Source organism: Bacteroides timonensis (genome assembly GCF_000513195.1).
Classification (GTDB): domain Bacteria; phylum Bacteroidota; class Bacteroidia; order Bacteroidales; family Bacteroidaceae; genus Bacteroides; species Bacteroides timonensis.
On the sequence record NZ_CBVI010000097.1, the window covers coordinates 1 to 25,498 of the forward strand.

At 45.1% G+C, this 25,498-nt stretch carries 25 protein-coding genes and 2 pseudogenes; 7 read left to right on the forward strand and 20 right to left on the reverse strand.

Annotated elements, in window-relative coordinates; all coding sequences use genetic code 11:
• Positions 1–156: 156 nt before the first annotated feature.
• Positions 157–243: pseudogene (locus tag BN161_RS31070) on the forward strand (carbonic anhydrase); the annotation flags it as partial.
• A 56-nt stretch (positions 244–299) separates the two neighbouring features.
• On the opposite strand, the gene BN161_RS18035 reads toward BN161_RS31070, so the two are convergent.
• Entirely contained in the window at positions 300–2,381 is a 2,082-nt protein-coding gene (locus tag BN161_RS18035) for a HelD family protein (protein WP_044269000.1), read from the reverse strand.
• Between the two features lie 137 nt (positions 2,382–2,518).
• Here BN161_RS18035 and BN161_RS18040 point away from each other — a divergent pair, with 137 nt between their 5' ends.
• Positions 2,519–3,103: a hypothetical protein gene (locus BN161_RS18040; RefSeq protein ID WP_044269002.1), complete on the forward strand. Its 585-nt coding sequence runs from the start codon at positions 2,519–2,521 to the stop codon at positions 3,101–3,103.
• A gap of 25 nt (positions 3,104–3,128) precedes the next feature.
• Here BN161_RS18040 and BN161_RS18045 read toward each other — a convergent pair whose 3' ends face one another.
• Together BN161_RS18045 and BN161_RS18050 are read right to left on the reverse strand one after the other, a co-directional pair.
• On the reverse strand, positions 3,129–3,896 hold the full coding sequence (locus tag BN161_RS18045) for a LuxR C-terminal-related transcriptional regulator (protein ID WP_081743740.1): 768 nt from the start codon (positions 3,894–3,896) through the stop codon (positions 3,129–3,131).
• Positions 3,897–4,639: 743 nt separating this feature from the next.
• Complete coding sequence (locus BN161_RS18050; protein ID WP_044269005.1) at positions 4,640–5,281, reverse strand: hypothetical protein; 642 nt, start codon at positions 5,279–5,281, stop codon at positions 4,640–4,642.
• A gap of 479 nt (positions 5,282–5,760) precedes the next feature.
• Here BN161_RS18050 and BN161_RS18055 point away from each other — a divergent pair, with 479 nt between their 5' ends.
• On the forward strand, positions 5,761–6,624 hold the full coding sequence (locus tag BN161_RS18055) for a toprim domain-containing protein (protein ID WP_044269007.1): 864 nt from the start codon (positions 5,761–5,763) through the stop codon (positions 6,622–6,624).
• Positions 6,625–6,724: 100 nt separating this feature from the next.
• On the opposite strand, the gene BN161_RS18060 is transcribed toward BN161_RS18055, so the two are convergent.
• On the reverse strand, positions 6,725–7,504 hold the full coding sequence (locus tag BN161_RS18060; protein ID WP_044269010.1) for a DUF4121 family protein: 780 nt from the start codon (positions 7,502–7,504) through the stop codon (positions 6,725–6,727).
• Positions 7,505–7,961: 457 nt separating this feature from the next.
• Positions 7,962–8,258, reverse strand: a complete 297-nt coding sequence (locus BN161_RS18065) for an HNH endonuclease signature motif containing protein (RefSeq protein WP_044269012.1) — start codon at positions 8,256–8,258, stop codon at positions 7,962–7,964.
• 434 nt (positions 8,259–8,692) lie between these two features.
• Here BN161_RS18065 and BN161_RS30850 point away from each other — a divergent pair, with 434 nt between their 5' ends.
• The gene (locus BN161_RS30850; RefSeq protein ID WP_255467643.1) at positions 8,693–8,815 is read left to right on the forward strand and encodes a hypothetical protein; all 123 of its coding nucleotides are present in this window, start codon (positions 8,693–8,695) and stop codon (positions 8,813–8,815) included.
• Between the two features lie 142 nt (positions 8,816–8,957).
• Here the strand turns inward: BN161_RS30850 and BN161_RS31155 are convergent.
• From BN161_RS31155 to BN161_RS18085, 3 genes and pseudogenes are all read right to left on the reverse strand, one after another.
• A pseudogene (locus tag BN161_RS31155) lies at positions 8,958–9,189 on the reverse strand (IS1595 family transposase); the annotation flags it as partial.
• Between the two features lie 265 nt (positions 9,190–9,454).
• On the reverse strand, positions 9,455–9,757 hold the full coding sequence (locus BN161_RS18080; RefSeq protein WP_004288682.1) for a helix-turn-helix domain-containing protein: 303 nt from the start codon (positions 9,755–9,757) through the stop codon (positions 9,455–9,457).
• Positions 9,754–10,047, reverse strand: a complete 294-nt coding sequence (locus BN161_RS18085) for a helix-turn-helix domain-containing protein (RefSeq protein ID WP_004288683.1) — start codon at positions 10,045–10,047, stop codon at positions 9,754–9,756. Before BN161_RS18085 ends, BN161_RS18080 begins: the two co-directional genes overlap by 4 nt.
• 210 nt (positions 10,048–10,257) lie before the next feature.
• On the opposite strand from BN161_RS18085, the gene BN161_RS18090 reads away from it, so the two are divergent.
• The 3 genes from BN161_RS18090 (at position 10,258) to BN161_RS18100 (ending at position 12,380) form a co-directional block, all read left to right on the forward strand.
• Positions 10,258–11,088, forward strand: a complete 831-nt coding sequence (locus BN161_RS18090) for a phosphoribosyltransferase (protein ID WP_182015851.1) — start codon at positions 10,258–10,260, stop codon at positions 11,086–11,088.
• Positions 11,089–11,326: 238 nt separating this feature from the next.
• Entirely contained in the window at positions 11,327–11,653 is a 327-nt protein-coding gene (locus BN161_RS18095; protein ID WP_004288686.1) for a helix-turn-helix domain-containing protein, read from the forward strand.
• Between the two features lie 22 nt (positions 11,654–11,675).
• Positions 11,676–12,380: an NYN domain-containing protein gene (locus BN161_RS18100; protein ID WP_004288687.1), complete on the forward strand. Its 705-nt coding sequence runs from the start codon at positions 11,676–11,678 to the stop codon at positions 12,378–12,380.
• A gap of 80 nt (positions 12,381–12,460) precedes the next feature.
• On the opposite strand, the gene BN161_RS18105 is transcribed toward BN161_RS18100, so the two are convergent.
• The 12 genes from BN161_RS18105 to BN161_RS18160 form a co-directional block, all read right to left on the reverse strand.
• The gene (locus BN161_RS18105; RefSeq protein WP_007832830.1) at positions 12,461–13,240 is read right to left on the reverse strand and encodes a PRTRC system ThiF family protein; all 780 of its coding nucleotides are present in this window, start codon (positions 13,238–13,240) and stop codon (positions 12,461–12,463) included.
• On the reverse strand, positions 13,237–13,938 hold the full coding sequence (locus tag BN161_RS18110) for a prokaryotic E2 ligase family D protein (RefSeq protein WP_044269187.1): 702 nt from the start codon (positions 13,936–13,938) through the stop codon (positions 13,237–13,239). Before BN161_RS18110 ends, BN161_RS18105 begins: the two co-directional genes overlap by 4 nt.
• A gap of 10 nt (positions 13,939–13,948) precedes the next feature.
• Positions 13,949–15,058: a hypothetical protein gene (locus BN161_RS18115; RefSeq protein WP_044269029.1), complete on the reverse strand. Its 1,110-nt coding sequence runs from the start codon at positions 15,056–15,058 to the stop codon at positions 13,949–13,951.
• Positions 15,059–15,092: 34 nt separating this feature from the next.
• A complete protein-coding gene (locus BN161_RS18120) occupies positions 15,093–15,314 on the reverse strand; it encodes a PRTRC system protein C (RefSeq protein WP_005858542.1) in 222 nt (73 codons plus the stop codon).
• A 21-nt stretch (positions 15,315–15,335) separates the two neighbouring features.
• Positions 15,336–16,310, reverse strand: coding sequence for a PRTRC system protein E (locus tag BN161_RS18125; RefSeq protein ID WP_044269190.1), 975 nt, complete (start codon positions 16,308–16,310; stop codon positions 15,336–15,338).
• Positions 16,311–16,329: 19 nt separating this feature from the next.
• Positions 16,330–16,539 carry a hypothetical protein gene (locus BN161_RS18130; protein ID WP_005858546.1) on the reverse strand — a complete coding sequence of 70 codons (210 nt, stop codon included), beginning with the start codon at positions 16,537–16,539 and terminating at the stop codon, positions 16,330–16,332.
• Between the two features lie 18 nt (positions 16,540–16,557).
• Positions 16,558–16,770 carry a hypothetical protein gene (locus tag BN161_RS18135; protein ID WP_005858548.1) on the reverse strand — a complete coding sequence of 71 codons (213 nt, stop codon included), beginning with the start codon at positions 16,768–16,770 and terminating at the stop codon, positions 16,558–16,560.
• Between the two features lie 296 nt (positions 16,771–17,066).
• Positions 17,067–18,839, reverse strand: coding sequence for a DNA topoisomerase (locus BN161_RS18140; protein WP_044269192.1), 1,773 nt, complete (start codon positions 18,837–18,839; stop codon positions 17,067–17,069).
• A gap of 72 nt (positions 18,840–18,911) precedes the next feature.
• Positions 18,912–19,187 (reverse strand): DUF4099 domain-containing protein, encoded by a 276-nt coding sequence (locus BN161_RS18145; protein ID WP_004288697.1) that lies wholly within the window; start codon positions 19,185–19,187, stop codon positions 18,912–18,914.
• A gap of 52 nt (positions 19,188–19,239) precedes the next feature.
• Positions 19,240–21,078, reverse strand: a complete 1,839-nt coding sequence (locus BN161_RS18150; RefSeq protein ID WP_005802575.1) for a DUF3945 domain-containing protein — start codon at positions 21,076–21,078, stop codon at positions 19,240–19,242.
• A gap of 614 nt (positions 21,079–21,692) precedes the next feature.
• The gene (locus tag BN161_RS18155) at positions 21,693–23,012 is read right to left on the reverse strand and encodes a sigma-54-dependent transcriptional regulator (protein ID WP_044269040.1); all 1,320 of its coding nucleotides are present in this window, start codon (positions 23,010–23,012) and stop codon (positions 21,693–21,695) included.
• A complete protein-coding gene (locus BN161_RS18160) occupies positions 22,993–25,332 on the reverse strand; it encodes a hybrid sensor histidine kinase/response regulator (protein WP_182015853.1) in 2,340 nt (779 codons plus the stop codon). Before BN161_RS18160 ends, BN161_RS18155 begins: the two co-directional genes overlap by 20 nt.
• Between the last annotated feature and the right edge of the window lie 166 nt (positions 25,333–25,498).

Genomic DNA, 25,498 nt, shown 5'->3' on the forward strand with positions numbered 1-25,498 from the left:
ATTACTTGGAACTGTTTGTTTCATTGCTTGAAACTGTTTGTTTCATTACTTGAAACTATTTGTTTCGTTGCTTGAAACACTTCGTCCGGTCTGCTGAAACAGAACAGAGGGTAATTCGGCAGGTGGTAATAAGTTCTTGCCGATGTTAGCGAGGATGTGATATCAATAAACTTTAGCCTTGTGAGAAGTCTGCTGATAGCCATTTATGAACTTGGCGTGGAACAGGTGATGGTGATCGGGCACTTATCCCATCGGATATTAAGATAAACGGGTTTATTATTGATTCCATAACCGGAGAACTAAAACTTTTGATCTGACGGGACAGGAATAAATTCACTTGGTCGTCCGTTGTAGGTTAGTGTCAGTCTATGCATAGCCCTTGTTACAGCTACATAGAGCATACTTTTGTCAATGACTGAGTTGTAATTCTTGTCGTTGACATAGGGAATGATTACTTCGTCAAACTCCAATCCTTTTGCCATGTGAGATGAGGTAATGATAATACCTTTCATAAAAGCAGAGCTTTGATTGGACAGGAAATGGATATCACCGGTATGCACCCTGAGGCTTTCTGACAGTTCTCTTGCTTGTGTTTCGGTTTTGCATACTATCCCGAGTGACGTATAACCGGATTTTTTAAAAGAAGAAATTATACTGAAAATACCCAGTATTTCCTGTTTTATATCTTCAAACCGTAGGATTGCAGGAGGTTCACCATGACGTATGACAGGTTCTAATTCATGATTAGTCTGAATCCTTTGCGAGAAATCCGTGATTTCAAACGTAGAGCGGTAACTTTTGCATAGTTTCATTATTTCGCCTATAGTGAATGCTTTCCGAATCATATCGGCTGTTGACGAACCATAAGGGTTGACAGATTGTGATGCATCTCCGAGAATGGTCTTCCGGCAGGGGTAAAGTTTCTGAATTACTTTGTACTGGATAGGAGAATAATCCTGCATTTCGTCTATCAAAAGATGTTTGACACCGGGCGAAGTAATATTTCCGTCTAAAGCCAGATGCAGGTATGCCAAAGGTGCCAGGTCTGCATATTCCAACATCCGGTTCTTGCGTAATTTGAATAGTTCGGGTTTACCTATCCATACGAAAAACTCTTTATAAATCTGAAGATCGTTGTTACCTGCAAACATCTTCTTTATTTCTTTCTTCAACAGCTTTTTCTCTGAAGTGGTAATTGTAAAGTAGTATTGCACCTTTATCATTTCCAGGATATAATCCGTCATAGCTTCAGAACGCTGGCGCATGGGGTAACGGTTGAAGCGCCTGAATTGCTCTTCAATATATTCGGCGGGAATTGTGATGTGCCTGGTGAGTTTTACTTCTGCTGCTTTGAAGTAGTTGTTTTCCATATAGAGGATAAACTTATCGAGCTGTGAAATAAACTCAAAGGAAGATTTGTATTTGATTCGTTCAATGAAGTTCGAGGACGTTTTTTCGAGTAATTCCGTTACCTGTTCAAGGAAGTTCTGGTATTTGTATTTGTTTTCAAGAACTCCCGAAAGAATCTGCTCCATACTGGTTTCGGGCACACTTTCTTCGCCAAGCTCGGGAAGTACGTTCGAGATATAATCACCGAAAACTTTATTGGGTGAAATAATAAGTATATCTTTTGAGGAAATATTTCCTTTCAACGTATAGAGCAGGTAGGCGATGCGGTGTAAGGCAATGGATGTCTTGCCCGATCCGGCAACTCCCTGGATAATGAGCACGTGAGCTTCTTCATTGCGAATGATCCGGTTCTGTTCCCGCTGGATAGTGGTGACAATATTCTTCATTTTATCATCGGCATTGCTGCTGAGTTCCTTCTGAAGTATTTCATCATGTACAGTCAGCGAGCTTTCTATCATATATTCCATTTTTCCTTTACGGATGCGGTATTGGCGTTTAAGTGAAATATCTCCGTTGATTTCACCGGTAGGGGAGGTGTAAACCGCTTTCCCCAGTTCGTAATCGTAGAACATACCGGAAATGGGAGACCGCCAATCGTATATCAGATTAGTCTTACTTTGTGAATCATAGAACGTATGTATGCCTATATAAATAGGTAAAATGCTACTGCCGTTTTTCTTTTCCTCGAAATCTATCCGTCCGAAATAAGGAATATCCAGTATTTTGCCCAACCGCCTGCGTTTGTCAATTACGCTTTCACCCAGTGCGAAATGATTGAGGATGCTTTCGCGCATAGATCGGATTTCATGTGGATCGATATCTTTGTTTGACCAGATATAATCTTTGTATTCCTGTAAGGTTTCTACATGTTCTTTGACTGATGTATCGGTGTTATGAATCGTATCGTTAATGATGCCGATGATCTGTTGCAAGTACTTTTTTTCCTGCTTTTCTGTTTGATTGAATGTCATAACTCTTTTAATTTTTTATCTGGGAAGTTTGGAAAGGGTGGCAAAGTTAGTCTGAATTATCAGGTTATTAAATAGTTATTTATAGCTATATATCCGTCCTTTTTTCTACATTTGCACGTCATTACAAAAGAAAAACAATGGATATTCTTGATCTTGCCAGACGGAATCAACAGAAAGCCCGGAAAATTATAGAAGACACAAAAATCATCCCTATTTGGGAAAGTATAGGTGCCAGAGTCAATTTAGTAGGTTCTTTGAGTACAGGATTGCTGATGAAGCATCTTGACATTGATTTTCATATTTATACCTCACAATTTAGTCTGTGTGATAGCTTTCAGGCAATGGTGAAGTTTACGGAAAACAAGTCTTTCATGAAGATGGAGCATAAGAATCTGCTGGATACGGAGGAGGCATGTGTGGAGTGGCATGCCTGGTATCGGGATGCAGATAATGCGCTTTGGCAGATAGATATGATCCATATTTTGGAAGGTTCCCGGTATGATGGCTATTTTGAGAAGTTTGCCGAACGGCTTTCCGCTGTTTTGACTGATGAAACAAGGTATACCATTTTAAAATTGAAATATGATACGCCCGAGTCGGAAAAGATTATAGGAATAGAGTATTATAAGGCTGTTATCCGGGATGGTATACGCAGTTATGAGGACTTTATGGAATGGAGAAGTCTGCATCCGGTTACGGGAATTATGGACTGGATGCCGTAACTTGAATAATTCTTTCGCAGAGCGGTTAGCTTAGTATTCCTAACTTTAATCCTGCATTGATAGCTTCGATAGAATTCTGTACCCCTAATTTGTGCAATAGGTTTTGCCGGTGAATATTGACTGTATGAATACTGATGCAGAGATTGTGAGCTATTTCTTTACTTAATAATCCTTTTTGAATAAGCTGTAAAATCTCCAGTTCACGCTGTGTCAGATGAATCCGTGGAATAGATACTAAAGTAGGCGAGAACATTTCTCCATTTTTGAGATTCAATACAGTGCATTCCACTTGATCAGTTTCTGTCTGATTGGGTGCAATCTCTATATTTCCAAGTATCAGCCATGCTTTTCCGTTGCGGCTTTGTTCTAAAACCTGTTGTCGGCTGATTACCCGTATGTACTGTTGTTTGGCATTCATCAGCCGGAAACTATATATATTACAATAATCATTTCTTTGTTCGTGAGGCAGGCTATAGATGAACTTGCTAAGGTTAATCTGCAATTGCTCCAGTCGGGCGAAATCGTCCGGATGAAAGCGTGATTCCAAATAATCTCCCTGCTTCTCCAGAGTAGCTATTTTCCGGCTGTCATATCCTAGAATATCTGCAAAGTTAGAAGATGCGAAAGCATATCTGTATTTATAAACGTCAACTACAAATGAGCAACTTTTGCTGATTTTGGACATCTGTTGTAGCACAACTTTATCCTGTTCCCAAATGGCATAGTCGATTTCATTTGCAGACAAATGTTGCTTTGCCCACATCTCTTCTCTTGTGATTTCAGTTGATTTCATGCTGTGGAGTAATTTCACGCAAAAATATAATAACCGTTGATTTATCCGGGTAAGATCGCTTGCTTTTTTATTATTTTTCCTACATTTGCTGTGTAGAATTCACATAAAACGATTGTTCAACTTCCTGTTTATCTCTCAATTTTGCTTTTAAAGCATTAACTTCTGTTTTTTTGAGTTTATACCAAACTCCCATAAAGGTTCATTGCTACCATAAGAGCCGATAAGACACCGATTATAGCTATTACTATGTCATTTACTCTGCCATAGTTGGCAGAGTTAGTGGTTTGACGTTTAAATATAGCCGTAAACATTCCCACTGTTTGAAATTCCGGTTCGGGCAGATTTAAATCACGTTTACTGTAACATTCATGGTTTACACGCTGGTTTACACAACTTGCCTAAATCTGTGTAAACCATAGCCATGAAAACAAAAAAAAGAGAGTTACTTTTTGTTGTAACTCTCTGATTTTCAAGTGGTGCCACCAGGAATCGAACCTTTTGCTTCGGTTTATTCTAACTCCTTGAGTGACTGTACCTTTTTGCTTTATCTTTTATGAAAACCATTGAATTGGCCTTACGCTAAATTCATTGTTTTTCTTTACTAATCTGACAAAATTTGTCTCTTTGACACTGCAAATATAATACACAGGTTCGATTTCTGCAAATATTTTCATTCCTTTTAATTATAGTTTTCAACAAGAGAAAAAAATAAAAATATGTGCTTAATTAAATGCATTAAGAATTTATTTATTGTTTGGGGTGTTGACTTTAAAGTTGGAAATTTTGCTTCGCAAATCATTAGAAAGATATACCCCTTGAATCTTTATTTTGCATGAATAAACCAAAAGCACTAAAAGAGCAAAAATACAAATGACGACTATTTCACTAGGTGCCAAAAAGTTTGGAACTGACTTGGGCATGAAGGCACCTGCAAAGAGATCTACTAAACATAAGATTATGGCTCCCACCTTTCCTAAAGCACTCTTTACCTTTCTTGATTTTTGTATCTCTATATCGCTTACAATTTGTGCAATCACAGTATTATTGGTTTTCATTGCATATTCTTTCAACGTAAATATCGAAACTTCTTCATTCTTAAATAGAAAAATATAATTCCCAATTAAGGGTACTGCTAGTGTACATAATGCAAAGAGGATACAAGTAAAAAATTTCACAGTCCAAATACAGACAATACCTAATATTACGAATGGAATCAGGTTTATTAGAGTTAAATCCTGAAACGTAATTCCAGGTTCTTTTTGGGGACAACACACACCTAAATACAAATCTGTAAACACCAATAGAATAAGGACATTTGTCCATATATCCGTATCATAAATCTTGTGGTTGTCAAATAACGCAATCAAATCTTTCATGTTGTTCATAAATACTTTTTTAAATTAATAGTTTATAGTAAAGCGGCAGTCAACAGTTTTTAAATTTTCATTGTATTAAAATATAGAGTTTATACAGAAAAGAAACAGGGCTATTGGTTATCAATATCCTAAAACCTTATTCGATATAATGTCTACAGATTATACCATTCAAATATATTATGTGTTATTGGATTCTACAAATATACAGATACTATTCAGAATGTCATAACTTCTCCATAAATATTATTTTGTACAGTTTTGTTTTACTTATAATTCATGCTTTTATCATACTTTGCGGCATTGCTGCATGAAGGAGGTGTGCATGCCAAAACAGAAAAGTTTTTTTGAGCCATTCATGTAAAAAGGATATACAGGATGTCATCTGATGACTTTTAATGACATCTGATGACATTGCTTTTTATGTTTCGGGTATAAAGCGGTTCTTTGTCGTGTATTAATAGTGAACTAACCCTTGAAAATGAGATGCCATGAACATACAAGAAGCAAAGAACATCAGGCTTGTTGATTTTTTAGCCGGATTCGGATACGAACCGGTAATACAGCGTGGGAACAGCGTATGGTACAAATCGCCCTTCAGGACGGAAAAGGAAGCCTCTTTCAAGGTTGACCTCCATAAGGAACTGTGGTATGATTTCGGTCTGGGGAAGGGAGGGGATATTATAACGTTGGCCAAGGAGATTTATCGGACACAAGATATAGGTTATGTATTACAGTGTATTGAGAATAAAAGAGCCGTACTGAAACCGGTTACTGTTTCCTGTCCGTTTGAAAAGGCATATCCCGCCTTTCAAGATCTGAAAATCATTCCTCTTGCCAACCGGATACTGCTTACTTATCTGAAGGAACGGTGCATCGATCTGGAAACTGCCCGAAAAATATGCAGGGAAGCCCATTTTAAACGGAATGGGAAGAATTATTTTGCCATCGCTTTCCCTAATATTTCCGGAGGGTACGAAATCAGGAACAGGTATTTCAAGGCTTGTATTGCTCCCAAGGACATCAGTCGCATCATTAGCACGCCGGAAAGCAGGATTTGCTATATTTTTGAGGGGTTTATGGATTTTCTGTCTTTCAGACTGGCTTTTCCATCTTTGGAAGAGGGGGATTATATAGTGTTGAATTCTGTCAGTAACTTACAGAAGGCTTTTTCTTTCCTTTCACAATATGACGGCATCCGTTGCTGTCTGGATAATGATACCGCCGGGAAAAATGCGGTGCAGGCATTAAAGGACAAATACGGAATCCGTATATGCGATCTTTCGCATGAATATTCCGGATATAAGGATCTGAATGAATATTTGTGCGGGAAGAACAATCTGCTCCATATCTAATAGAAGTTTTGAAAAGACTGCCTTATGATATGCCCTTGTTTCCTTCCTGTCATATGTGGCAGAAGAAAACAAGGGTGATTTTTCATGTGGTGATACTATGTTAATAGTAGAATGTGGTCAGATGCGTTTTATGGTCTTTTACAATCTTTACTTCCTGCATCTGTCCGTATATCTCACGCATGGATACCGGACAATCCATCTTTTCCCATTCTTCCGGGGAAATCCTCATGTCGGAATGCCTGAAACACAGCATGACCATTTCCTGAGAATCCTCTTCTGCGAATATGGTACCTTCATGATCGTTGACAAACTGTTTGAGTCCATCCTCATCCTTACAGGATATTTCTCCGACGTACATATCCTCGCCCGACCGGGTGTTTTTGCGGATATGGATTTTGAACCATTCCCGGCTTTCCGGCTGTTCAGGTGCGCCACACTCCCACAGGGCTATTTTCGCATCGTAGTAAACCTCCCCGTTTTCACATGCCCCGTAATGCCCCCAATGCTTGAAACGGCCGGTAGTCCATGCCTTGAACCTTACATCGCCTGCCTTTACCAACAGACACTCACCGCCATGCATATCGCATTTGATACCCTCTTTGTCACGGGACACGAATGGAACACGGGAAAAATCCCGGAGTATAATGTCATCTCCATATACGGCATCTATAAAGAACAGCCGGGAACGCTCACCATAACCGGAAACAAAGAACAGGTTGTCTCCTGTCCGTGGATACCGGTCGGAGCGTGTCTTTTCGATGTGTTCCACCATGGTATTCACTTTATCTATATCTTCCTGTACAAGTCCGTGTATCCGATCATACCAGTAGTTCAGGCGGATGAAAGTTTCTTTGCTATACTTGTTTGTTGTCTGAATCATAATTTTCTTATTTCGTGATTAAACATTTCCGGCTTTGGCAAAGCCGATATTTCTATCTCTTACATGTCAGACATTTGTCTTTTGCTCTGATAGTGCAAGGCTTGGCGAAAAAATACCGCAGCGAAGCGAGGATGATTTTTTCAGCCAACCAGTCCGAAGGACCGCTTTGCGCATCAGAAGCAAAAGGCTACCTTTACATGTAAGAAATAGAAATGCTGACTGATATATGATTCCAAAATAAAAAAGGTGAGTATTTACGATAATATCCCAAATAGGCTTATCTGATTTATAATAACTGAAATCTTAAACTTTGAAAAGGAATTGAACGTTTTCAGATACAATACGTTATATTTGCATTTTTATAAGAAAAAACTACCGTCATAGTACCCAAATGACGGCAGTTTTATAAAAATTGCAAAATCGTATTAGAGTACGACTTGATAAAAGCAATACAAAATTACTTTTCAGTATTGTGAGTTCCTGAAGCTGTAATTTTGCATACAAGACGGTCATTTTGGCGTGAAGCATTGTTATCCCATTGCAAGGGACGGAGGTTGGATAGATTATCAGTTCCACCTTTTGAAACAGGAACGATATGGTCTATTTCCCAACCATATTCACTATTTCTATTTCCGTAGAACCTTCTTCCAATCCAAGCCTTGCATTGGTCTTGACGCCAAACAGCTGGGTCATTTCCAGCAACTGGTGTTGCCTTTTCCCATACTTGTTGAATGGTTTCTTCTGAAAAAGCCATAATATGCAATTTTAATTCGGGGAATCTTTGTATACGATAAGTTTATGTCGCCCCTGCAACAAGATTGTATCGTATATGTCTCTTATTCTCAGTTTTCAGGGGAGAAGTCTATAAAAGCCTGTCGCATATCCTCACGGACTTTAAGAAAAGGCTTGCGATACCTTATGGAAAAGGTAAACAAAATGAGTGCCAATACCCTTTTCCTGACAAAATGTCATAGCAATCTATGCCCAAAGTTATCAGATATAGAATAAAGAAAATTTGTAGATATAAATAGAACAATTATTTCAATTGAAGTACAAGACCGCGGTGGTAAAGAAGCGAATATCATCGTCAAAGGGGAACGGAACAATCAGATTATGTTTGAGGAACAGTTTGATTATAAGGACGAAGAAAAGTACTCTTTACGTCTTCATCTTCTGAAAGGGCGATTTATGGAAAAATTTTCGAAACTTGGCGAGAGTGTAGGTATTCTTTGTATCCGTAAACTATTCAATGATATAACGATACGGAGTAAAATGAAAGCTAATCCCGATTATAGAACACTTGATAAATAAAACGTTATGGAAGCTCAAACAACATGGACTGCTTTAAGGCATAGTCTCAAGATAAATTATTGGAGTGACCAAAAACAATGCTGGGTTAAGAAAGTAAAGAAAACCGCAGAGCAAGCTCCCAAGGTTAAATTTAGATAAAGGCAGGATTATTAGAGCCTTCAAACATAGTTCCTATTCTGACGTTGAAGTTCTTGCCCGTATTCTTATAGCGGTACATTCCATCGCCACGGTTATATACTTTGGACGTAGGGGTCATAAGGAGAAACAGGAATACCGTTTGCCCAGCGTTGCTGTTCCAGATACTTGATGCAGCTTTCCTCTGTAGGAAATGCTTCCAAGAGGTCATATAAAGAAGTGAATTTACCAATATTCATCTTACTAAAGTTTATAGTTCTTGCTATATATAACTCTGGTGAGAAAAGTTGCTTGGGAAAACAGTTATCTGTGTATATAGAAATACCGCCCAAAACTCTTGTTCTGAACGGCATTATTGGCAAAGTTAGTTAGGGTATTGTCGTAAATACTCACCATAAAAAACTTATAATCGGCCGGTTCTGTAATAAGAAAGCCATGAAACCCTCTCTTTTTATCGTTTCCATGACTTTCTTATGTTTATGTCGTGATACTTGGAAACGGGTATTACCAATGATCAAATGTTTCCACCCTGTTTTTTTCCAACAGAACAAGAATGTCCTTTTCCTTATATAATAATTTGCCTCCTACTTTGTAATAGGGCAACCTGCCGTTCATTCTGTAATCAGCCAGCGTTCTTCGTGTCAGCTTTAATTTCTCCGCCAACTCGCTGTCGGTAATGTAACGCTCTCCGTTCAGGACCGGACGAAAGTTTTTCTCCTGGTCATCCAGCATTTTGGACAGGGTGCTTATGTTCCGAAAAAAACGTATAATCTCAGGGCTTTCTTTGGTCAGTATGAATTGAGTCATAAGGATTCGGGGGTTACATGGTGAATACTGTTTTCCAAATAACGTATAATATCCTGACGCCTGTAATATACCTTGCGGTCTATATGGCTGTAAGGGATAATCCTGCTTCTCCGAAGTTGCAACAGCTTTCGGGGCGAGACATTCATAAGCATACACGCTTCCTGGTTATCAATCCAGTCATCCATACTACAGATGCCTCCTCCGCATGTTTCACGCATTTTCTTTTCAACGGCTTCCAAAGCCTCATTCATTTCCATGAATGCCTTAGCTTCGATACATACAAACTCCATAAACTCTGCTTTTTTTGTCCGGCACGAAAATACGGGAAGTAAAAGTCGTGGGCAAAAGGATGTCATCAAACGGCATCAGATGTCATCAGATGTCAGAGACCGCTCTGTTTGGGGAAGCAAATTAAAAGAATGGCTAAAAGTCTGTTTCTTTACCGGAAAAACAGTATTTTTATCCCGGACAATCTGTCCGAAAATAAAAAAACAGGAAATATGGAACTGATAATCAATGCAACATTATTACTAACGGCTATCGTTCTCTGGATATACGGACAATACTGGAGAAAAAAGTGCGGCAAGGTGCTATGCCAATATGCAGCAGCCTACGATGAGCGGGAAGACAGGGAGAAACCGCTACGTCAAGCCATCATAGCAGGAAATCCTCATGCACCGCTGTTATATGCGCTGACTTGTCCTGAGCTGTTTGATAAAGTCCGTCCGTTGCGATTGTTCTCATTCGGGAGCATTCGCTGCGTGTTTGCCGGCTATTATTTTCCCAAACGCTTTGAAAGCTGGCTTTGTGATGACCAGTTGGCATTCGTGCAAAAAGTATATGATTTCAAGGATGGAAAAGACAGCTGTACGGAATATTTTTCACAAGCATTCCTGCTTCTTTCCACTGATGAGGATATTACTGCCATGTTTATGCCGTGCAGCACATCAGACCGCTATTACAGACGTTTCTCAGGTATTGCCAGTTTTCTGGAAACGCATGGCTATGTCCGTTCAGGACTGGATTTAATATGCATTACGGAAAGCAGGGAGTGTAAACACGCCTCAGAAAAACGCTCTGAAATAAATACCGCCAACTATATGATGTCAAACGATCTGTACGGAAAGCGCGTGGTGATTGTCGATGATTTGCTGACCAGCGGATCCAGCCTGATGGAATACGCCCATAATCTGGAAAGGGCCGGTGCCAAAGTGGAAGGTGCTGTATTTCTTGCCCGTACCTTTCAGATGCCTTCGCCGACAAAAGTAAAACGCCTGGTATGGAAACGCCATCTATCAGTCCTGATCTGGAGAAGGTCTGACGACCTGTAAATTGTAAAGTTTACATTCGGATTTTACAATTTTACACCTCGAATTTTTACATTTCAATTTCCCCTATACTATTTTTATATCTGTATTTTATTGATTTGCAGCATTATATAATTCCCCGTCCAATATAAACGGATAATGTGGCATACATTTTTCACTGAATATGGCATATACTCTTGAAAGTGCGCACAAGAAAAGGGTATTCCAGTAATAACCTTTAAAAAGACAGGAGAAAATTGCCATGATGTATATAGACAATGAAGTGCTTGAAAAAATGATAATGACCATAGTGGAAGGTTTTGACCGTATAGAAAAGAAACTGGACAGGATGGGACGCGTGAAGGACTGCCTGAATGGAGACGAGCTTTTGGACAACTATGACATTGCCAAACTGCTAAACGTGTCATTGCGGACAGTCGCCCGTTACAGGGAAAAAGGGCTGATCCGTTATTACCAGACGGACGATAACGGGAAAAACTTCTACAGAAGCTCGGAAATACAGGAGTTTTTACAGAAACGTGGGAAAAAAGATAAGGGCGGGAATACCAACATGGGAAAGTTATGCTAACTTTGTTTCATAAACAGTTGTTATGAAGACAAATGCCAATTCAAGATATACCGTTGCAGTCCTTATTGACGGGGATAACGCATCCTTTGAGAGGATGGAAGATATAATGGGCTTTGTTTCCCGTTACGGGGATGCCGTTGTGAGACGAATTTATGGAGACTGGACGAGGAAAGCGCTTTCCGCATGGAAGGAAAGTGCCAGGGAGCATGGATTCAGGCTTGTACAAGCTTCCTCCCATGTTCCCGGAAAGAACACGACGGACATTGCACTGGTCATAGATGCGATGGATATTCTTCGGGACGGGCAGGTGGACTGTTTCTGCCTGGTGGCCAGTGACGGTGATTACAGCCTGCTTGCCCAACGGATACGGGAAGCCGGGGTGAAAGTGCTGGGATATGGGGAAGGAAAGACCCCGGTGTCATTGGTACGGTCCTGTTCCGTATTCCTGTATGCCGACCGGAAGGAAAGCAAGGCAGAGGAGAACACTCCCGAATTCTTTATCCGAAGGGATATGGAGTATTTCGACAAGGCTTTTGAGCAGGCGGCTGACGGCAAAGAAGAGGTTTCCCTTTCACTGATCGGCGGTGCATTGAAAAAAATGATGCCCAAATTCAAGGTCAGGAGATATGGATGCAAGACATTGGGCAAACTCTATGAAAAGTTGGACCGGTATGAGCTGGTCATGACGGAAAAGGGAGTGGCAAATGCCGTACGGCTGAAATATTAAACCGCATAGCAGGAGTGTTCCAAAACGTCAGTTTCTCCTATACATCGTTTTATGTATCAGGAGAAACTGACGTTTGTGTTCTATACCGGGATGGGGTTTACCCGTAACGTGTCAAGATTGAGATAGGCTCCCCGGTAGAACGTTCTTCCTTCCCTGAGCATGCGCCACAGGACGTCGCATCCGATTTGTGCCAACATGGAATTGATGAAGAGATCCTGCTTTTGCAATGCCTCCGTCAGCGAGCAGCTCGGTCCCGAATCCTTCTCCCTGATGGTGGAATAAGGAACTTCCTCCGTTATGACGTTCATCTTGGGTATAGGCAGGTATTCAGTAGAGGAGGGCTGCGGTATCTTGCTTTTGACATTTCCTATCAGTACTTGTCCGGTGGTCTGGGCATTGCCGAAATCCATCCAGTATATCGGTGATTTCTCGTCATCGTATGAACGTTCCCTATGCTTTTTCAAAAAACGCCACAGACCAGTCCGTGAACGGGTGGTGTCCGTGCAGGTGATGATGATATTCGCCAAAACGGAATCTGATGTTCCTGACGGATAGCATTGCCCTTTTGCCTCCCATGAAAAGCCGAAAAAGCGGTTGATACGGGTTACAAGTGCCACCGCCTTGTTCAGTCCGAGTTCGGATTCGCTGAACAACTGGCGTCCGATGTTCGCTTCCGTGACAGTATCGGGGTCAAAAACCGTCACGTGCAGGCCCGGATGTCCGAGTGCCTGCAATGCGATACTCATCCTTGCCAGATTGGTGGCCACCTGCGATCCGGTTCCGCCCGCACCGATTATGAAAACGGTTACGGGATGGTGGGGATTGAGCAGGTATCTGTCTGTATAATGAATCTTTTTCATACCAATAAGTCTTTAAGTTGTCTGTCCATAGGTTTCAATTCGTTATAGTCAAACGGATTGGTCCGTGCCTTTTCCGTCACCGAAACCAGATTGCTTTCGGTGGGATTCCTGCTTCCTCCCAAATGGGAAAATTCACTGAGCCAGAAGCGTTTTTCCCAATACTCAAGGAGTTTTGAGAAAGTCATGTTTTCCGGAGGAATCAACGAGGCATTTCCCAGACAGACACTGCTTCCCGTTACATTGAAAAACGGGGCAAGGAAAAGCGGGCTGTCTTCTGCCGGTGCTTCTCCCTTATAGGCAAAAATTTCCAGTCTGTCACCGGAAACCCTGTAAATGACACCGGGTACATGGAATGTCCCGTCCGGAATATTCAGCCTTTCGGAAAAGAACATCTGCCGTTTTCCCGGAGGATTGTACCAGATGTACCTCTCGTGTCCCTTGCGTGTATCGCACCACAGCATATTGGCGGGGATTTTCCCATGCGGTACATCCTGCCGGTTATCCGTATAGTATTCCACAAGGGAGTCCATAAATTCATACGTAACGGGGACGGCAGCCTCCATCCGGCCTCTGTCGTTGATCGGATGCAGTTCGAGATAATATGTCCCGTGTCCATAGCGGCCATCACTGTATTCGTAAGCAATCAGTGCCGCTTTGGGAACCATCACCTGTTGAAGTTTCTTAGTCAGTTCATTCATGTCATTCGTTTTAAAAGTTGTCATCAATATAGCCTGTAAAACACACCAACCATCTGGAAAGCCTTTCCGGATAGTCATCCATCTGAAAAAGACTGTCCGTTTCCGGTGTCAGTAGCTTGTAAGTGACCGGAGTAAGGGCATAGGTTTCCTGATAATCCGAATTCATATACCCCTTGACACACTCCGCCAATGTATCATCAGCAGAATAGACCAGTATGACCTGGCTTTCCATTCCCACCGGGGGAAAATCGCATTCCTCTTCATAAGCCCAATCGTACTGGTAGCCTGTCAATACCGGGCTTTCCGGAGTAATCAATGCCATGCCGTCCTCAATCAGTTCCAACAGCTTCAGCTCTTTTTCCTTTTTTGTCCGATAATTCCGCACAGCCTCCTCCAAAGACTTGCAGAACGGTTTGCCCGACATCCGTCTGAGTGCTTTCATCCGTTTTCCAGACTGATAGGAATCTGCCAGCCGTTTGTTCGCCCTGACTTCCTTCGGGGAAGCATCGGAATCCCGGTTTCCCCAGTCTTCCAGTTCTTCTATGGCAAAGTCATAATAAAATGTCTCAGTAATATCGTACAGCCCGTGATGCCGGACAAATAGCCGGATGAACTCTCTGACAATGTTCTTCAATGATGCCGAAAGCCGTTCGGTAAAATCAACCGGAATCCAAAACAAAGCAGGTTCCGGCCAGTCATGATGGCGGAACAGACAGAAATGCAGCCTTCCGCTTTTCTTTTCCAGATTGATACACTCCGGTACACACTCTTCCATAACTCTGTACAACTCGGTAATATTCAGGCGGGGGCAACCCCCTTTCCTGTATCGGAAAGGGAGTTTTATGCCCATAAGTTCCGCATATCTTGATGCCGACCGGTAGAGATAGTCAAAATTTTCCGGAGTCGTGAGATTGACCGGAGAATCATTATCCATATCCTGATGCCAATAATCCGGTGCAAGGGGTGTGATTCTACCGGTCAGAAAAGCATTGTGCTTCCCGGTGGCAGAAGTATCCTTCTTTTCCGTTCCGAGGTTCCCCTTCGGATGTGGGACGAACTTACTGAGAGAATAATCAGCCGTGCCAGTCCATCCTTGGCTTGTTCTGAAAGCTGTCTGCATGTTTCCTTATCCTTTTTTTTCTTGTTCATACCGCTTACCCTTTCACTCCGATGGTTGTCTTGAAGCGGTAAACCGCCTTGTCGTCCTCCCACTCAGGACCATGTACCGTTGCCGTAGTCAGTTCAGGGTAGGTCATGGAATAGAAGTCCATCACCTCGTTTACGGACAGTTCGCTGTTCGGATCATCCAACACGAGCTCCACGGAGTCCTTCTTGAATTTGAATACTCTCTGCAATCCTTTGATTTCAAGTGCCATATTATTTTTCTTTTATAGGGTTTAACAATATACCATATCCATTTGTGCCATATCCGTCATGCGGCATTCCTTCGGAAAGTCCGGATATTCCGCATAAGGGTCCTCCCTGAGCAGCTCCCGGTCATCCTCGTAATCCTTGTCGAAGTTATACATTGCAGCCTCCTGCACCGTTGCATACTGTGACGGAGCCGGTTGTTGCATCCAGCGATTGTCCGCCAATTGCGGTTGCGGCACCTGTACCGGTTGATGGAACTGGATGTCTTGCGGTTGTGGAGCAGCCTGCTGAGGAACCGGTTGCGGTGCAGGTTGCCTATATTGTACGGGCTGTACTTGCGGCTGTGCAACGGGTTGCGGAGCCGGGGCAGGCTGTTCGGGCATGAACATCGGAACTTGCTCTCCGCTCCGGTATTGTGGCGTCGGGGCTGCCATCGGTTGTGGAGCCGATTGCTGCAAGGATGGCTGTGGAGCAGTTACCGGCGGCTGTACCATGTCGAACAGACTTCCCTCGGATGCCTTCTTCTGCACTTCCGCCATTTTTTTGTCAATGTCCGCCTGTTTGTCCGGCTGTGCCAGTACCTTAGCCTGCCTGAGCCAGGTCAATGCTTCGGAATAATGCTTTCCTGCCGTGGCATCCTCAGCTTTCTTCAGCAGTTTTTCCATCTTTTCCCGTTTTTCACGGGCTTCCTTGGACTCCTTTTCCACCGTAGGCTTGGAGGTTTTGCTTTGTGAAACCGCCTGCTCTGCCTGCTTCTCGAACGATTCCAGGTTGGTAAGGATACCTTGCACTTTCTGTACGGGTGCACCGACAGCCTGCAGGAATCCTGCATCCAGTTCTTCCGGCGTACCGTTCAGGATGAGCGGGACAATGCGTTCGCCGGCCTTTACTCCCGACCGTCTGGGAACGACGGCAACCGTCAGATTGTCGTTTACCCGTCTGATGTTGATACTCAGGTCTGTGCCTGCCGTAATCATTTGGTTGATTGCTTGAAAAAACATAATGGTAAAATTTAAAATGTTATACATAAGTTTCCTTGAAAAAATCCTTCAGGATTCTCTGCCTGTCCGGATTCGAGGCGATGCCTTTCAACGGTTCCAGATAGTAGCCGATACGTCTGGGCCCGTCTGTCGTACAGGGAGGCTGTCTTTTGACAGGTGTTGTCCGGTTTGTGGCAGGCCATGCAGCCGGCATGACCGGAGCCGAGGATGTAAATGTGTAAGTTCTCATATCTTCTGCATTTGATGGTTATACAAGCATGCCCATGACAATCAGGACAAGGATTGTTTTCAAGACAAAGGTGAATGTCCTGAAGGCGAGACGGACCAGTGTTCCGGACATAAGGAACAGGACAGACAGGTACACGGGAATGACGCCCTTGCAGTAAAGCAGGCATATTCCCGTAAGCAGAACCAGTGCGACCACTTGCCTGCAGATGTTTTCGATGAGTTTCAGTTTCATGTCTTTAAATTTTTAAGAATGAATAATCCCATCGGGATATGTTTTCCCGATTTTATAGGCCTCCGGCCCTTGGATTGCCTTTTTGCGCAAGGCTTGGCAAAAGAAAATACCGCAGCGAAGCGAGGATGATTTTCTTTTAGCCGACCAGCCCCTGAAAGGGGCCGCCTTGCGGCAAAAACGAGGCAATCCAAGACCTTTGCCGCTTAAAAGCGGAAAAACGTATCTTGTACATATATAAAAAAGAGGCACAGACCCCAGTCTGCACCTCTTCTGTTCCGTACCTTCCGCCCGGCCGTCTATATGGAACCATGCGGCTGTCCATCTTCCGAAAGTTTCCGGAAAATCTCACCGGTAACCTCATTTACCGTTTCCAATACGCCATCCAGAAATTCTTTCTGTGTGAGTTCTCCCTGTTCAATCCGTGCCAGCTCCGCTTCCCAGCCGGAGGTGAGGGAGGCGTCAGCCACTTTCATTCCGCGTACCGTTTCATATAAAAGAAGACCTTTTGGGGTCGGGATAATGTATTTGCCCGAATACCGGATATATTTACGCTCCAGAAGCGTACGGATGATATTCGTGCGCGTGGATGCGGTTCCCAGACCGGTCTTGTCCATATAGTCCGCCAGTTCCTCATCCGTATAAGGGGCAGCGGGCAGCGATTTCCTGTGTATAAGGCTGCATCCCGTTACCGGCAGCTTCTCCTCCCGAAAAAGTTCAGGGGGTACGGGACAGAGGTCGTTGTCTTCCGCGACAAGCCGTTCCCTCTGAAAGATACCGAGCCACCCCGCTTCCAGAATACGGTATGTACGGATTCGGAACTTGCGTGCGGCACAGACCGCTTCAACCGTCGTATATTCCACCTTGCAGGGCGGCATGAACGTTTCAAGCATCCTGCCGACAACAAGGGTGTAAACCAGCCTTTCCTCCCTGTCCAGTTCCCCCGGCTGTATGCCGGTGATGACAATGGCATGATGCTCCGCCGTGTCCTGATTTCCGGTTACGCCTTTCCTTGCAGCAAGGTCGATCATACCGGCATATTGACGGAATTCCTTGCCGGACAGCAGCTTTTCCATAACCGGAGGCAACATGTCATACACGTCTCCGGGCAGCAGACGGCTGGAAGTGCGCGGGCAGGAGATCAGTTTTTTCTCATACAGGCTTTGGGTAATTTCCTGCACCCGTATGGCTGTCAGGTTATGGTAACGGTTCGCATCCTTCTGAAGCCCGGTCAGGTTATAAAGGGCAGGTGCGGTGATTTCCTCAGTCCGGCTGTTGACCGCCGTGATACGGGCATATCCTGCCGCCTTGCAGTCCTCGTAAAGTTCCAGGGCATCCCGGCGGTTGCAGAAATCTTCCACATGCCGCATCTTTATTATCTTCCCGTTCTTGCAGAGGCTGACGAATACGGGCCAGCTGTCTGCGGGAATGTGATTTTCCCTTTCCCTGTACCGTCCGCTTATCGCTGCCAATACAGGGGTCTGTACCCTTCCAAGCGAGTTGTTCCCGAAACCGACCGCCTTGCAGACGGCATAGCTCGAATTGACTCCAAGAAGCCAGTCGGCCTTGTTGCGGCTGTCTGCCGCCAAAAACAAGTTGTCGAACAGGCTGCAGGGACGAAGGTTTTCCATTCCTTTGGCAATGGCTTCGTCCGTCAAGGAGGAGATCCACAGGCGGAGGCAAGGTTTCCTGCATCCCAAAAAACGATAAAGATACCGGAACAGCATTTCCCCCTCGCGGGAAGCGTCGGTTGCCGTAACAATGGTGTCACACGCATCGAACACCCCGGCTATCACCTTCAACTGGAGCACCGCATTGATGTCGGGATTCCATCCCGTGTCCGTCTTTACATGCCGTACCGTCAGAAAAGGAGGCGGCAGCAGGGGGAAGTTCTCCCGCTCCACCCATGCCGTACCGGTATCTTTCGGCATCGCCAGGGAAAGCATGTTGCCGTATGTCCATGTTACCATGTATCCGTTTCCGCTCATATATCCGTTCTCTTTTCTGTCAGCTCCCAAAACCCTTGCTATCTCTCTGCCCACATTGGGCTTGTCAGTCACTATCGCTATCATATTCTTTTTCCTTTTGATGTTCCGTACCGTCAGGAACGGCACGGAACGTGAGTTATACTTATTGTTTCCCGGTCAAACTGCCGCCTCCTCCTTCTGACGGAGACCGTTTATTTCCATAACCGGTCTGCCGTTGCCGTCGGGTACCAGCTTCAGCGTGGCATCCATTGTCAGGCTGAGGACCGAAATATGGAGTTTCAGCGGAACGATGCCCGTTTCCTTTCCTTGCAGCAACAGTTCCATGTTGCCTTCCGCTTCCAGTTGTTTCTTACTGATACCTGCGGCCTTCAGACCGTCCCAGTCGATATCTTCCGTCTTATAAATATGACGGGTATTCTGATCCGTATTCATACGATTCGTTTTTTAGGTTTGTATGATTGATTCTGTTTCTCTCCGGGCAGGTCTATACTGCCTGCGATGCACCCTTCTTCTGCTCCTGCTGCTGTCCCTGTGCGGTCTCCGTCTGTGCGGCACGGCGGGAAGTGTCCCTGCGGATGTCCGGATTTTCCTGAAAATACTGCAACTGCCCGGAATAGGGATTGACTTTCAGGTAGGAACTGAAGGTCTGCCCGTTGTTTTTCAGCCCTTCGACAAGCAAAGTCTTGCCATCCTGGAGGTTCGCTTTTTCCTGTGCCGTGAACACGTGCCCGTAAACCTCCGCCGGAATACGCGGTGCCTGCTGCTCGTTGAATCCGTTCGGCGTGCGTGAATACATCGTCCTGCCGGTATTCATATCCAGCTTGACGAACGAGGAGAATTCCTCCCCGTTGCGCCCGATCATGTTTTCCAGATAGACCGGCTGTCCCTTGCGCAGGGTTTCCCTGTCTTCGGCAGTCAGCTGCACGTTGCAGATTTCCTTTGGAATATAAATCTCTCCGGTTTCCGGATTGTGCCGCGTGTAGTTCGGGCGCCCCGTAACCTTGTCTATCGTTACAAAGGACGAGAAGGTGTCATTCCTGTTCCTGAACTTCATGTCCTCCACCAGGATGGTATGTCCTTCGCTGAGCATTTTTATCTGGGTGGGCGAGAGAGGCACGCCTCCGATGGAACGTTCGTTGAAAATCTGGTTTTTCGGAAAGATGAATTCCAGTCCCCTGCGCTCGGCACTGTACTGGAGTGTGGCATCGAATTCCTTGCCTGCTTTGGAAGTCATACCCTCCACTTTGACAGGCTGTCCCTCCTTCAGCAGCCTGATCTCCTCTGCGGTAAGTTTGACCCCGCTCACTTCCTGCGGGATGTAAACGTGCTCCTGACGGACGGCAACCAGCTCGTTGGTGCTCTTGTCGATGGAAATCAGACAGGGGGTATATTCACTGCCGCGCAGGTTGAGTTCCGCCACACGCCCCATGTTGCCGGTCTCACGCAGGTTCTTCTTGTCCTCCTCGTTAAAGTTAAACCCGAAATAAGGACGTTCCAACTGCGGTTCCTTGCGTATGCCGTGAATGGCCAGTCCCACCTGTCCGTCCTGTTGCGGGATGAGTGAGAGCCTTGCATCCAGTTTGGCTGTCAGCAAACCGGAAAGATGGATGGTCAGGGGCACCAGTTTGTTGGTCTTGTAGCCCTTCAGCATGGAATCAAGGAGTCCCTGCTGTTCCAGCGAAGCCTTTGAGATTCCGACCTTTTCCAACTCCTCCCAGTTGACCATGTTCTCATTATACCGGTAACGCGGTCCTTGCGACTCCTGCGCTGCCTGTTGAGCCTGGGGCTGCTGCTGTTGCTGTGCCGCCTGCTGTACTTCGCTCTGTTGCAGGGGTTCCTGCGGTTGTGTCTCTTTGTCTGCCATAGCTGTTTTTTCTTTTTGGTTTACACTTTGTTCCTTCTTGTTTTCTCTCGGACGGATTTCGTAGCGTTTGAGGAACTCTTTCACCGCATCCGTCTGCTTTCCCTCCGACAAATCCCTGATGGCCTGCTTGTTCACCTTGTAGTCGTGGTAGGTCATGCGGAGCAGGCGGAAATGGGTAGGTTCCTTGAGCTGGCTCCAAAAATTCTTGATGAAGTTTTCGAGAATACTTGAATTCTTGTCGAATTTCAGGAATGAGTTTTCATTCTTCTCGTCCGCCGGAACCGTCTTCGCTTTTCCGTCCTTGTCAATTTCACTGACAGCCTGTACTCCGAATTTCGGATCGTTCTTGTTATGAACCAGCATCAATTCCGTAATCTGTTCCACTGGAAGAGCATCACTTCCGGCCTTCGGTTTCCGGGTCCGTTTGGGCTTTTCGTTCGGGGTCTTTTCTTGTGCCATACCTTTTCTTTTAGGGGTTAATGAATTGCTTTGACGCTTCAAAGGTATGGGGTATTTTCAAATAATATGCTGATTTTCAAAAAGGTGTCATCAGATGTCATCAAATGTCGTCAGATGTCATAAACATGACTGTTTCCAACGGCTAAACCGTGAACGGAGAAGAAGGGAAGTGAATAAACGGAAAGAGAGAAGATACGTGAGGCAGAAGGGAAAAAGCCTGCGCATCCGACACTAGAAAAAGAGCAGGCGGGCAGGCAAGACAAAACCATGCAGAACAGAGGGAGCTGAAGCCCCCTGTCTTCTCATGCCTTCCGCTTTTTTACAGCAAGACTTTCATAAGACCTGTATTCCGGCTGGATATGTGGAATTTCATGGATTATGAAACACGGCCTCTTCAAGCAGCCCATATCCTTTATCCATGCGTCACGTCGGTCGCAGTTTGCCCCTGTAATCGTTTTTCAAATCGAATCTGGATTGCCGCCGCATTCTTTTTCGTGAAAATTTTCCACGGCGAAGCCGCAAGGAAAATTTCCACGAAAAGATTCGGCAAATGCGGCCGGCAAGACAAATTCGATTTTCCTTTGATGAGGGGGAAAACTGTATCGCAAACAAACCTATCTGGAAATCCCGTGCAGGCTCATTCTCTTGTAAAGGGTCGGGCGGCTGATTCCCAACAAGGCCGCTGCCTGTGTCAGGTTCCCTTTAGAGATGGAAAGAGCCGTCTTGATCTGTTCTATGTTTCTTCTTTCATCTTTCTGCAAACACTTGTCTATCTTCTCTTTCCCCATGGGGTCAGAAACGGGCTCTCCCGTATATTGGAGCCGTAAGGAATTGGGGGTAATCAGTTTTCCTTTGCATATCAATACCGCCGCATGAATGACCTGTTTCAGTTCCCGTACATTTCCCGGCCAACTGTATCCCAGCAGCATCTTCTTTGCCGGTTCGTCAAAATCCAAGACCTCTTTCCGGAGCAACCCGCAAGATTGCTCCCGGAAAAAATCCGCCAAAGGAAGTATGTCCTCCAGGCAATTATGCAATGCAGGTACGGTGATGGTAAAATCCTGAAAGCGATAAAGCAGGTCCTTCCGGAAACGCTTTTCCGCAACAGCCTCCTGCAAATCCTCATTGGTAGCCGCAATGATGCGCACATCCATCAGCCTGTCCCGTTGTCCGCCTACCGGACGATACCGCCGTTCCTCCATGGCACGCAACAGCATCCGCTGCGTTTCTATCGAAAGGTTCTCCACCTCATCCATGAACAGGGTGCCTCCCTGCGCTTCCTGAAAATATCCTGCCTTTTCCTCTGTGGCTCCGGTAAACGCCCCCTTGACATGACCGAAAAAGGCGGAAGGTGCCAGCTCTTTGGACAAACTGCCGCAATCGACCGTTATATACGGCTTGCCGGATCTGAGGCTCTGCCTGTGAATCTTTTTTGCCAGGTGTTCCTTTCCCGTTCCGGTGCTTCCCAATATCAGTACCGTCATATCCGTCGGCGCTACCATGTGAATGTACCGGTTCAACTCGCAAAAAGGGGTGCTTTTGCGTTCATAGATTACCTTGGTGAAAGCCTCGTTCACCGTCCTTATTTTTTTGATGACGGGCAGCAGCCTGGTTTCAACCAGCGGTTTGAGGATATAATCTTCCGCACCCAGCTTCATGGTATGAACTGCGGAATGTATCTCTTCATAATTAGTCATCATGATGAACGGGTGCATATAGCCGTTCTCCCTCATCCACTGCAACAGCGTGGTACTTTCCCCGTCAGGCAATCTTAAATCCGCCAATACGATGTCATCCTCACGGACGGATGTCCCAATGACCTTCTTAGCCTGTGCCAGCCTGTAAGTCCTTACAGTATCCAAATCCGCCTTCTGCAAAAAATTGCAGATATAATTACAGAACAAGACATTGTCCTCAACAACAATTACTCTCATAAGCCTTCTTAGCCTGTTGTGCCAAACATATTATTTCTTTTCCTTTATCCAATACCTGCTGTACAGTCCGCCCGAACTCGTCCACAGAAAACTCTCCCGAATCCTGAAGCAGTGCAAACAACTCACGCAGCGGCTTGCCGGCATGAATGATCTCCCACGAGCCTGTCAGATGATGTATCCATTCTTTCAGTGCCTCATGATCATTCTTTTCTGCACATTCAGCCATAGCCTCCATATCCTTCCTTGTCTCCCGAATCAGGGTATCCAGCATCTTCCTCCTGTTCCCATATTTCAGCAGGGCATCGAGGTCTATCTGTTCAGACTGCCTTTCACTTCCCAGACATTCCGTACATACCTGCAAAAGTTCTTCGGCGGAAAACGGCTTTTTCAAACAGCCCGAAAATCCTGCCGCATACAAATCTCCCGTATCGCAGTTTCCCGATGCGGTACTCGCGATAACCGGAATGCTCCGTGAGTTTCCCACATTGGCCATGCGCAGGAGATTCAACACCTCGAATCCGTTTGTCCGGGGCATTTTCAAATCCGTAATCAAAAGGTCATAACTACGGCTGCGGACATGCTCCATCAGATCACGCGTGTTCTCACATACCGTGCAAGCCACCCCGTGATACGCAAACATTTCCCTGATTGCCGCCAGCAAAACGGTGTCATTGTCCAATACCAGTACCGTATAGGACTGTACGGAAATCCGGCTCCTGCCGCTCTCCGCCATCGTTTCCTCTGCCACAGCCAAAGGAAGACAGACAGTGAACCGGCTGCCCACCCCTTTCCGGCTTGCCACTTCAATCCTGCCGTCCAACAATCCGACCAGACCTTTTACTATTGAAAGTCCCAGTCCGACCCCTTCTTCCGCAATCGCATTGGGAAGCCTCTCGAATGCAGTGAAAATGCGTGTCTGCTCCTCATCGTCCATTCCGGTGCCGGTATCTTCCACGATAAGCGTCAATATGCCCTGGTCAAATTGTGTGCGAACCGTTACACTTCCCCGCTCCGTAAACTTGATTGCATTGGACAACAAGTTGCTTCCTATCTGTATTATCCTGTCCCTATCTCCTATAACAACCGCATCTCCGGCACTCAGCACGTTCAGCAAAAGGTTTTTTCCTGCTGCCAGCGGCATAAAATCCGTTTCCAAAATCTCGGTGACGGAACATAACCTGAACGGGACAGAAACGGCCTTTTCCCCGCCACTCTCCAACCGGAAAAATCCCAACAGGGAATTCAGCATGGAAGACATGTGTCCCGCCACCTGCCGTATGTTCCGGCTGTATTCCCTGCACTTCGACACTTCTCTTTCCGTGGAAAGCAATTCCGCATAGCTGCTGATAGAAGCAAGCGGCGCGCGCAAGTCATGGGTTACGGCCAGCATGATTTTCTTTCTTGCCTCAATCAGTTCCTCGTTTTCAAGAACGGTCTGCTCCAACTGACGGACTGTGCCTTCCAGCCTTTTTTTATAACGGTTTATACGCATCATATCCCGGTGTATCACCATATAGGACCATATCAGCAGCAAAACCATGAATGCCGTCAGACCGATGACCGTGGCAAATGACCGTTTCCCGGCTTCCGCAACTTCTTCTTCCTGTCTCTTCAATTCCGCTTGTACCGTTCCGTCCATATTCTCAATCATCTGCCGCAACTGCACGTTCAGCCTTCTGTTCATCCCATCCAAGCTGTCCGTCCGTTCTGCCAGCTTCCGGGCATACGTCTGCTGTCTGCCCACCACGCTCCGGTTAAGTTCATGAAGCATGGAGGTGGCAGAAGGAGAATCCGCCTTGTGGCGTTTTGCGAACAACCTCTTCAGGAATCCCCCTTTTTGGGCATTTTCCCGTTCACTCTGTCTGGCAATGGCCGGAATCTGCGCTGCAATTTCCCGGTCGGCTTCCTCCTGCCTGTGTACCCAATATATGATTTCCCGCATATACCGCTCCTTGGCTCTCCACAAATTACGGATGCTGTCTGCATGTGAGCCGGAAGAGGAGTACCTCAAGCTACACAACAGGCTGTCAATGTGCCGTTTCCGTTTCTGAAATAATAAAAAATCATGCTCACTCCACTCCATAAAGGTTTCACAGAAGAAAGAAAGCCTGAGCATTTTCACATATATATCATTTATCTCATGCTTTTTCCGGTTAATCATCCGTACTTCCATTTCCCTGGCCTTAGTCTCTTTCCATTCGCAGATGCCAACGTAAGCAATACCACTTATGATTACAATCTTGACCATATATCCTACCGCTATTTTGGCAAGAAGCGGTTGCAGGCGCAAAGATTTCAACAATTTATTCCTACTTTCCAATTATTCACTTTTTAATTCATTATATTCTATTAAAATTCTTTGCAAAATAAACCGACTGGTCGGTTTATTTTGCAAAGATAAGCCTTTTCCAAGAATAATGAAAAAAAACAGGTTCCAGCAAGTAAAGTTTTATCATTTATCAGTCTAAAAGACAACGGAATGAACT

What these genes read in the sequence shown, in the direction of transcription:
- BN161_RS18045 (WP_081743740.1), bottom strand. Translation starts at nt 3,896, where the DNA reads ATGAAATCAACTGAAATCACAAGAGAAGAGATGTGGGCAAAGCAACAT.
- BN161_RS18040 (WP_044269002.1), top strand. Translation starts at nt 2,519, where the DNA reads ATGGATATTCTTGATCTTGCCAGACGGAATCAACAGAAAGCCCGGAAA.
- BN161_RS18100 (WP_004288687.1), top strand. Translation starts at nt 11,676, where the DNA reads ATGAAGACAAATGCCAATTCAAGATATACCGTTGCAGTCCTTATTGAC.
- BN161_RS18105 (WP_007832830.1), bottom strand. Translation starts at nt 13,240, where the DNA reads ATGAAAAAGATTCATTATACAGACAGATACCTGCTCAATCCCCACCAT.
- BN161_RS30850 (WP_255467643.1), top strand. Translation starts at nt 8,693, where the DNA reads ATGGAAAAATTTTCGAAACTTGGCGAGAGTGTAGGTATTCTTTGTATC.
- BN161_RS18115 (WP_044269029.1), bottom strand. Translation starts at nt 15,058, where the DNA reads ATGCAGACAGCTTTCAGAACAAGCCAAGGATGGACTGGCACGGCTGAT.
- BN161_RS18120 (WP_005858542.1), bottom strand. Translation starts at nt 15,314, where the DNA reads ATGGCACTTGAAATCAAAGGATTGCAGAGAGTATTCAAATTCAAGAAG.
- BN161_RS18095 (WP_004288686.1), top strand. Translation starts at nt 11,327, where the DNA reads ATGATGTATATAGACAATGAAGTGCTTGAAAAAATGATAATGACCATA.
- BN161_RS18035 (WP_044269000.1), bottom strand. Translation starts at nt 2,381, where the DNA reads ATGACATTCAATCAAACAGAAAAGCAGGAAAAAAAGTACTTGCAACAG.
- BN161_RS18125 (WP_044269190.1), bottom strand. Translation starts at nt 16,310, where the DNA reads ATGTTTTTTCAAGCAATCAACCAAATGATTACGGCAGGCACAGACCTG.
- BN161_RS18080 (WP_004288682.1), bottom strand. Translation starts at nt 9,757, where the DNA reads ATGACTCAATTCATACTGACCAAAGAAAGCCCTGAGATTATACGTTTT.
- BN161_RS18130 (WP_005858546.1), bottom strand. Translation starts at nt 16,539, where the DNA reads ATGAGAACTTACACATTTACATCCTCGGCTCCGGTCATGCCGGCTGCA.
- BN161_RS18060 (WP_044269010.1), bottom strand. Translation starts at nt 7,504, where the DNA reads ATGATTCAGACAACAAACAAGTATAGCAAAGAAACTTTCATCCGCCTG.
- BN161_RS18050 (WP_044269005.1), bottom strand. Translation starts at nt 5,281, where the DNA reads ATGAACAACATGAAAGATTTGATTGCGTTATTTGACAACCACAAGATT.
- BN161_RS18110 (WP_044269187.1), bottom strand. Translation starts at nt 13,938, where the DNA reads ATGAATGAACTGACTAAGAAACTTCAACAGGTGATGGTTCCCAAAGCG.
- BN161_RS18085 (WP_004288683.1), bottom strand. Translation starts at nt 10,047, where the DNA reads ATGGAGTTTGTATGTATCGAAGCTAAGGCATTCATGGAAATGAATGAG.
- BN161_RS18055 (WP_044269007.1), top strand. Translation starts at nt 5,761, where the DNA reads ATGAACATACAAGAAGCAAAGAACATCAGGCTTGTTGATTTTTTAGCC.
- BN161_RS18150 (WP_005802575.1), bottom strand. Translation starts at nt 21,078, where the DNA reads ATGGCACAAGAAAAGACCCCGAACGAAAAGCCCAAACGGACCCGGAAA.
- BN161_RS18090 (WP_182015851.1), top strand. Translation starts at nt 10,258, where the DNA reads ATGGAACTGATAATCAATGCAACATTATTACTAACGGCTATCGTTCTC.
- BN161_RS18145 (WP_004288697.1), bottom strand. Translation starts at nt 19,187, where the DNA reads ATGAATACGGATCAGAATACCCGTCATATTTATAAGACGGAAGATATC.
- BN161_RS18155 (WP_044269040.1), bottom strand. Translation starts at nt 23,012, where the DNA reads ATGAGAGTAATTGTTGTTGAGGACAATGTCTTGTTCTGTAATTATATC.
- BN161_RS18140 (WP_044269192.1), bottom strand. Translation starts at nt 18,839, where the DNA reads ATGATAGCGATAGTGACTGACAAGCCCAATGTGGGCAGAGAGATAGCA.
- BN161_RS18135 (WP_005858548.1), bottom strand. Translation starts at nt 16,770, where the DNA reads ATGAAACTGAAACTCATCGAAAACATCTGCAGGCAAGTGGTCGCACTG.
- BN161_RS18065 (WP_044269012.1), bottom strand. Translation starts at nt 8,258, where the DNA reads ATGGCTTTTTCAGAAGAAACCATTCAACAAGTATGGGAAAAGGCAACA.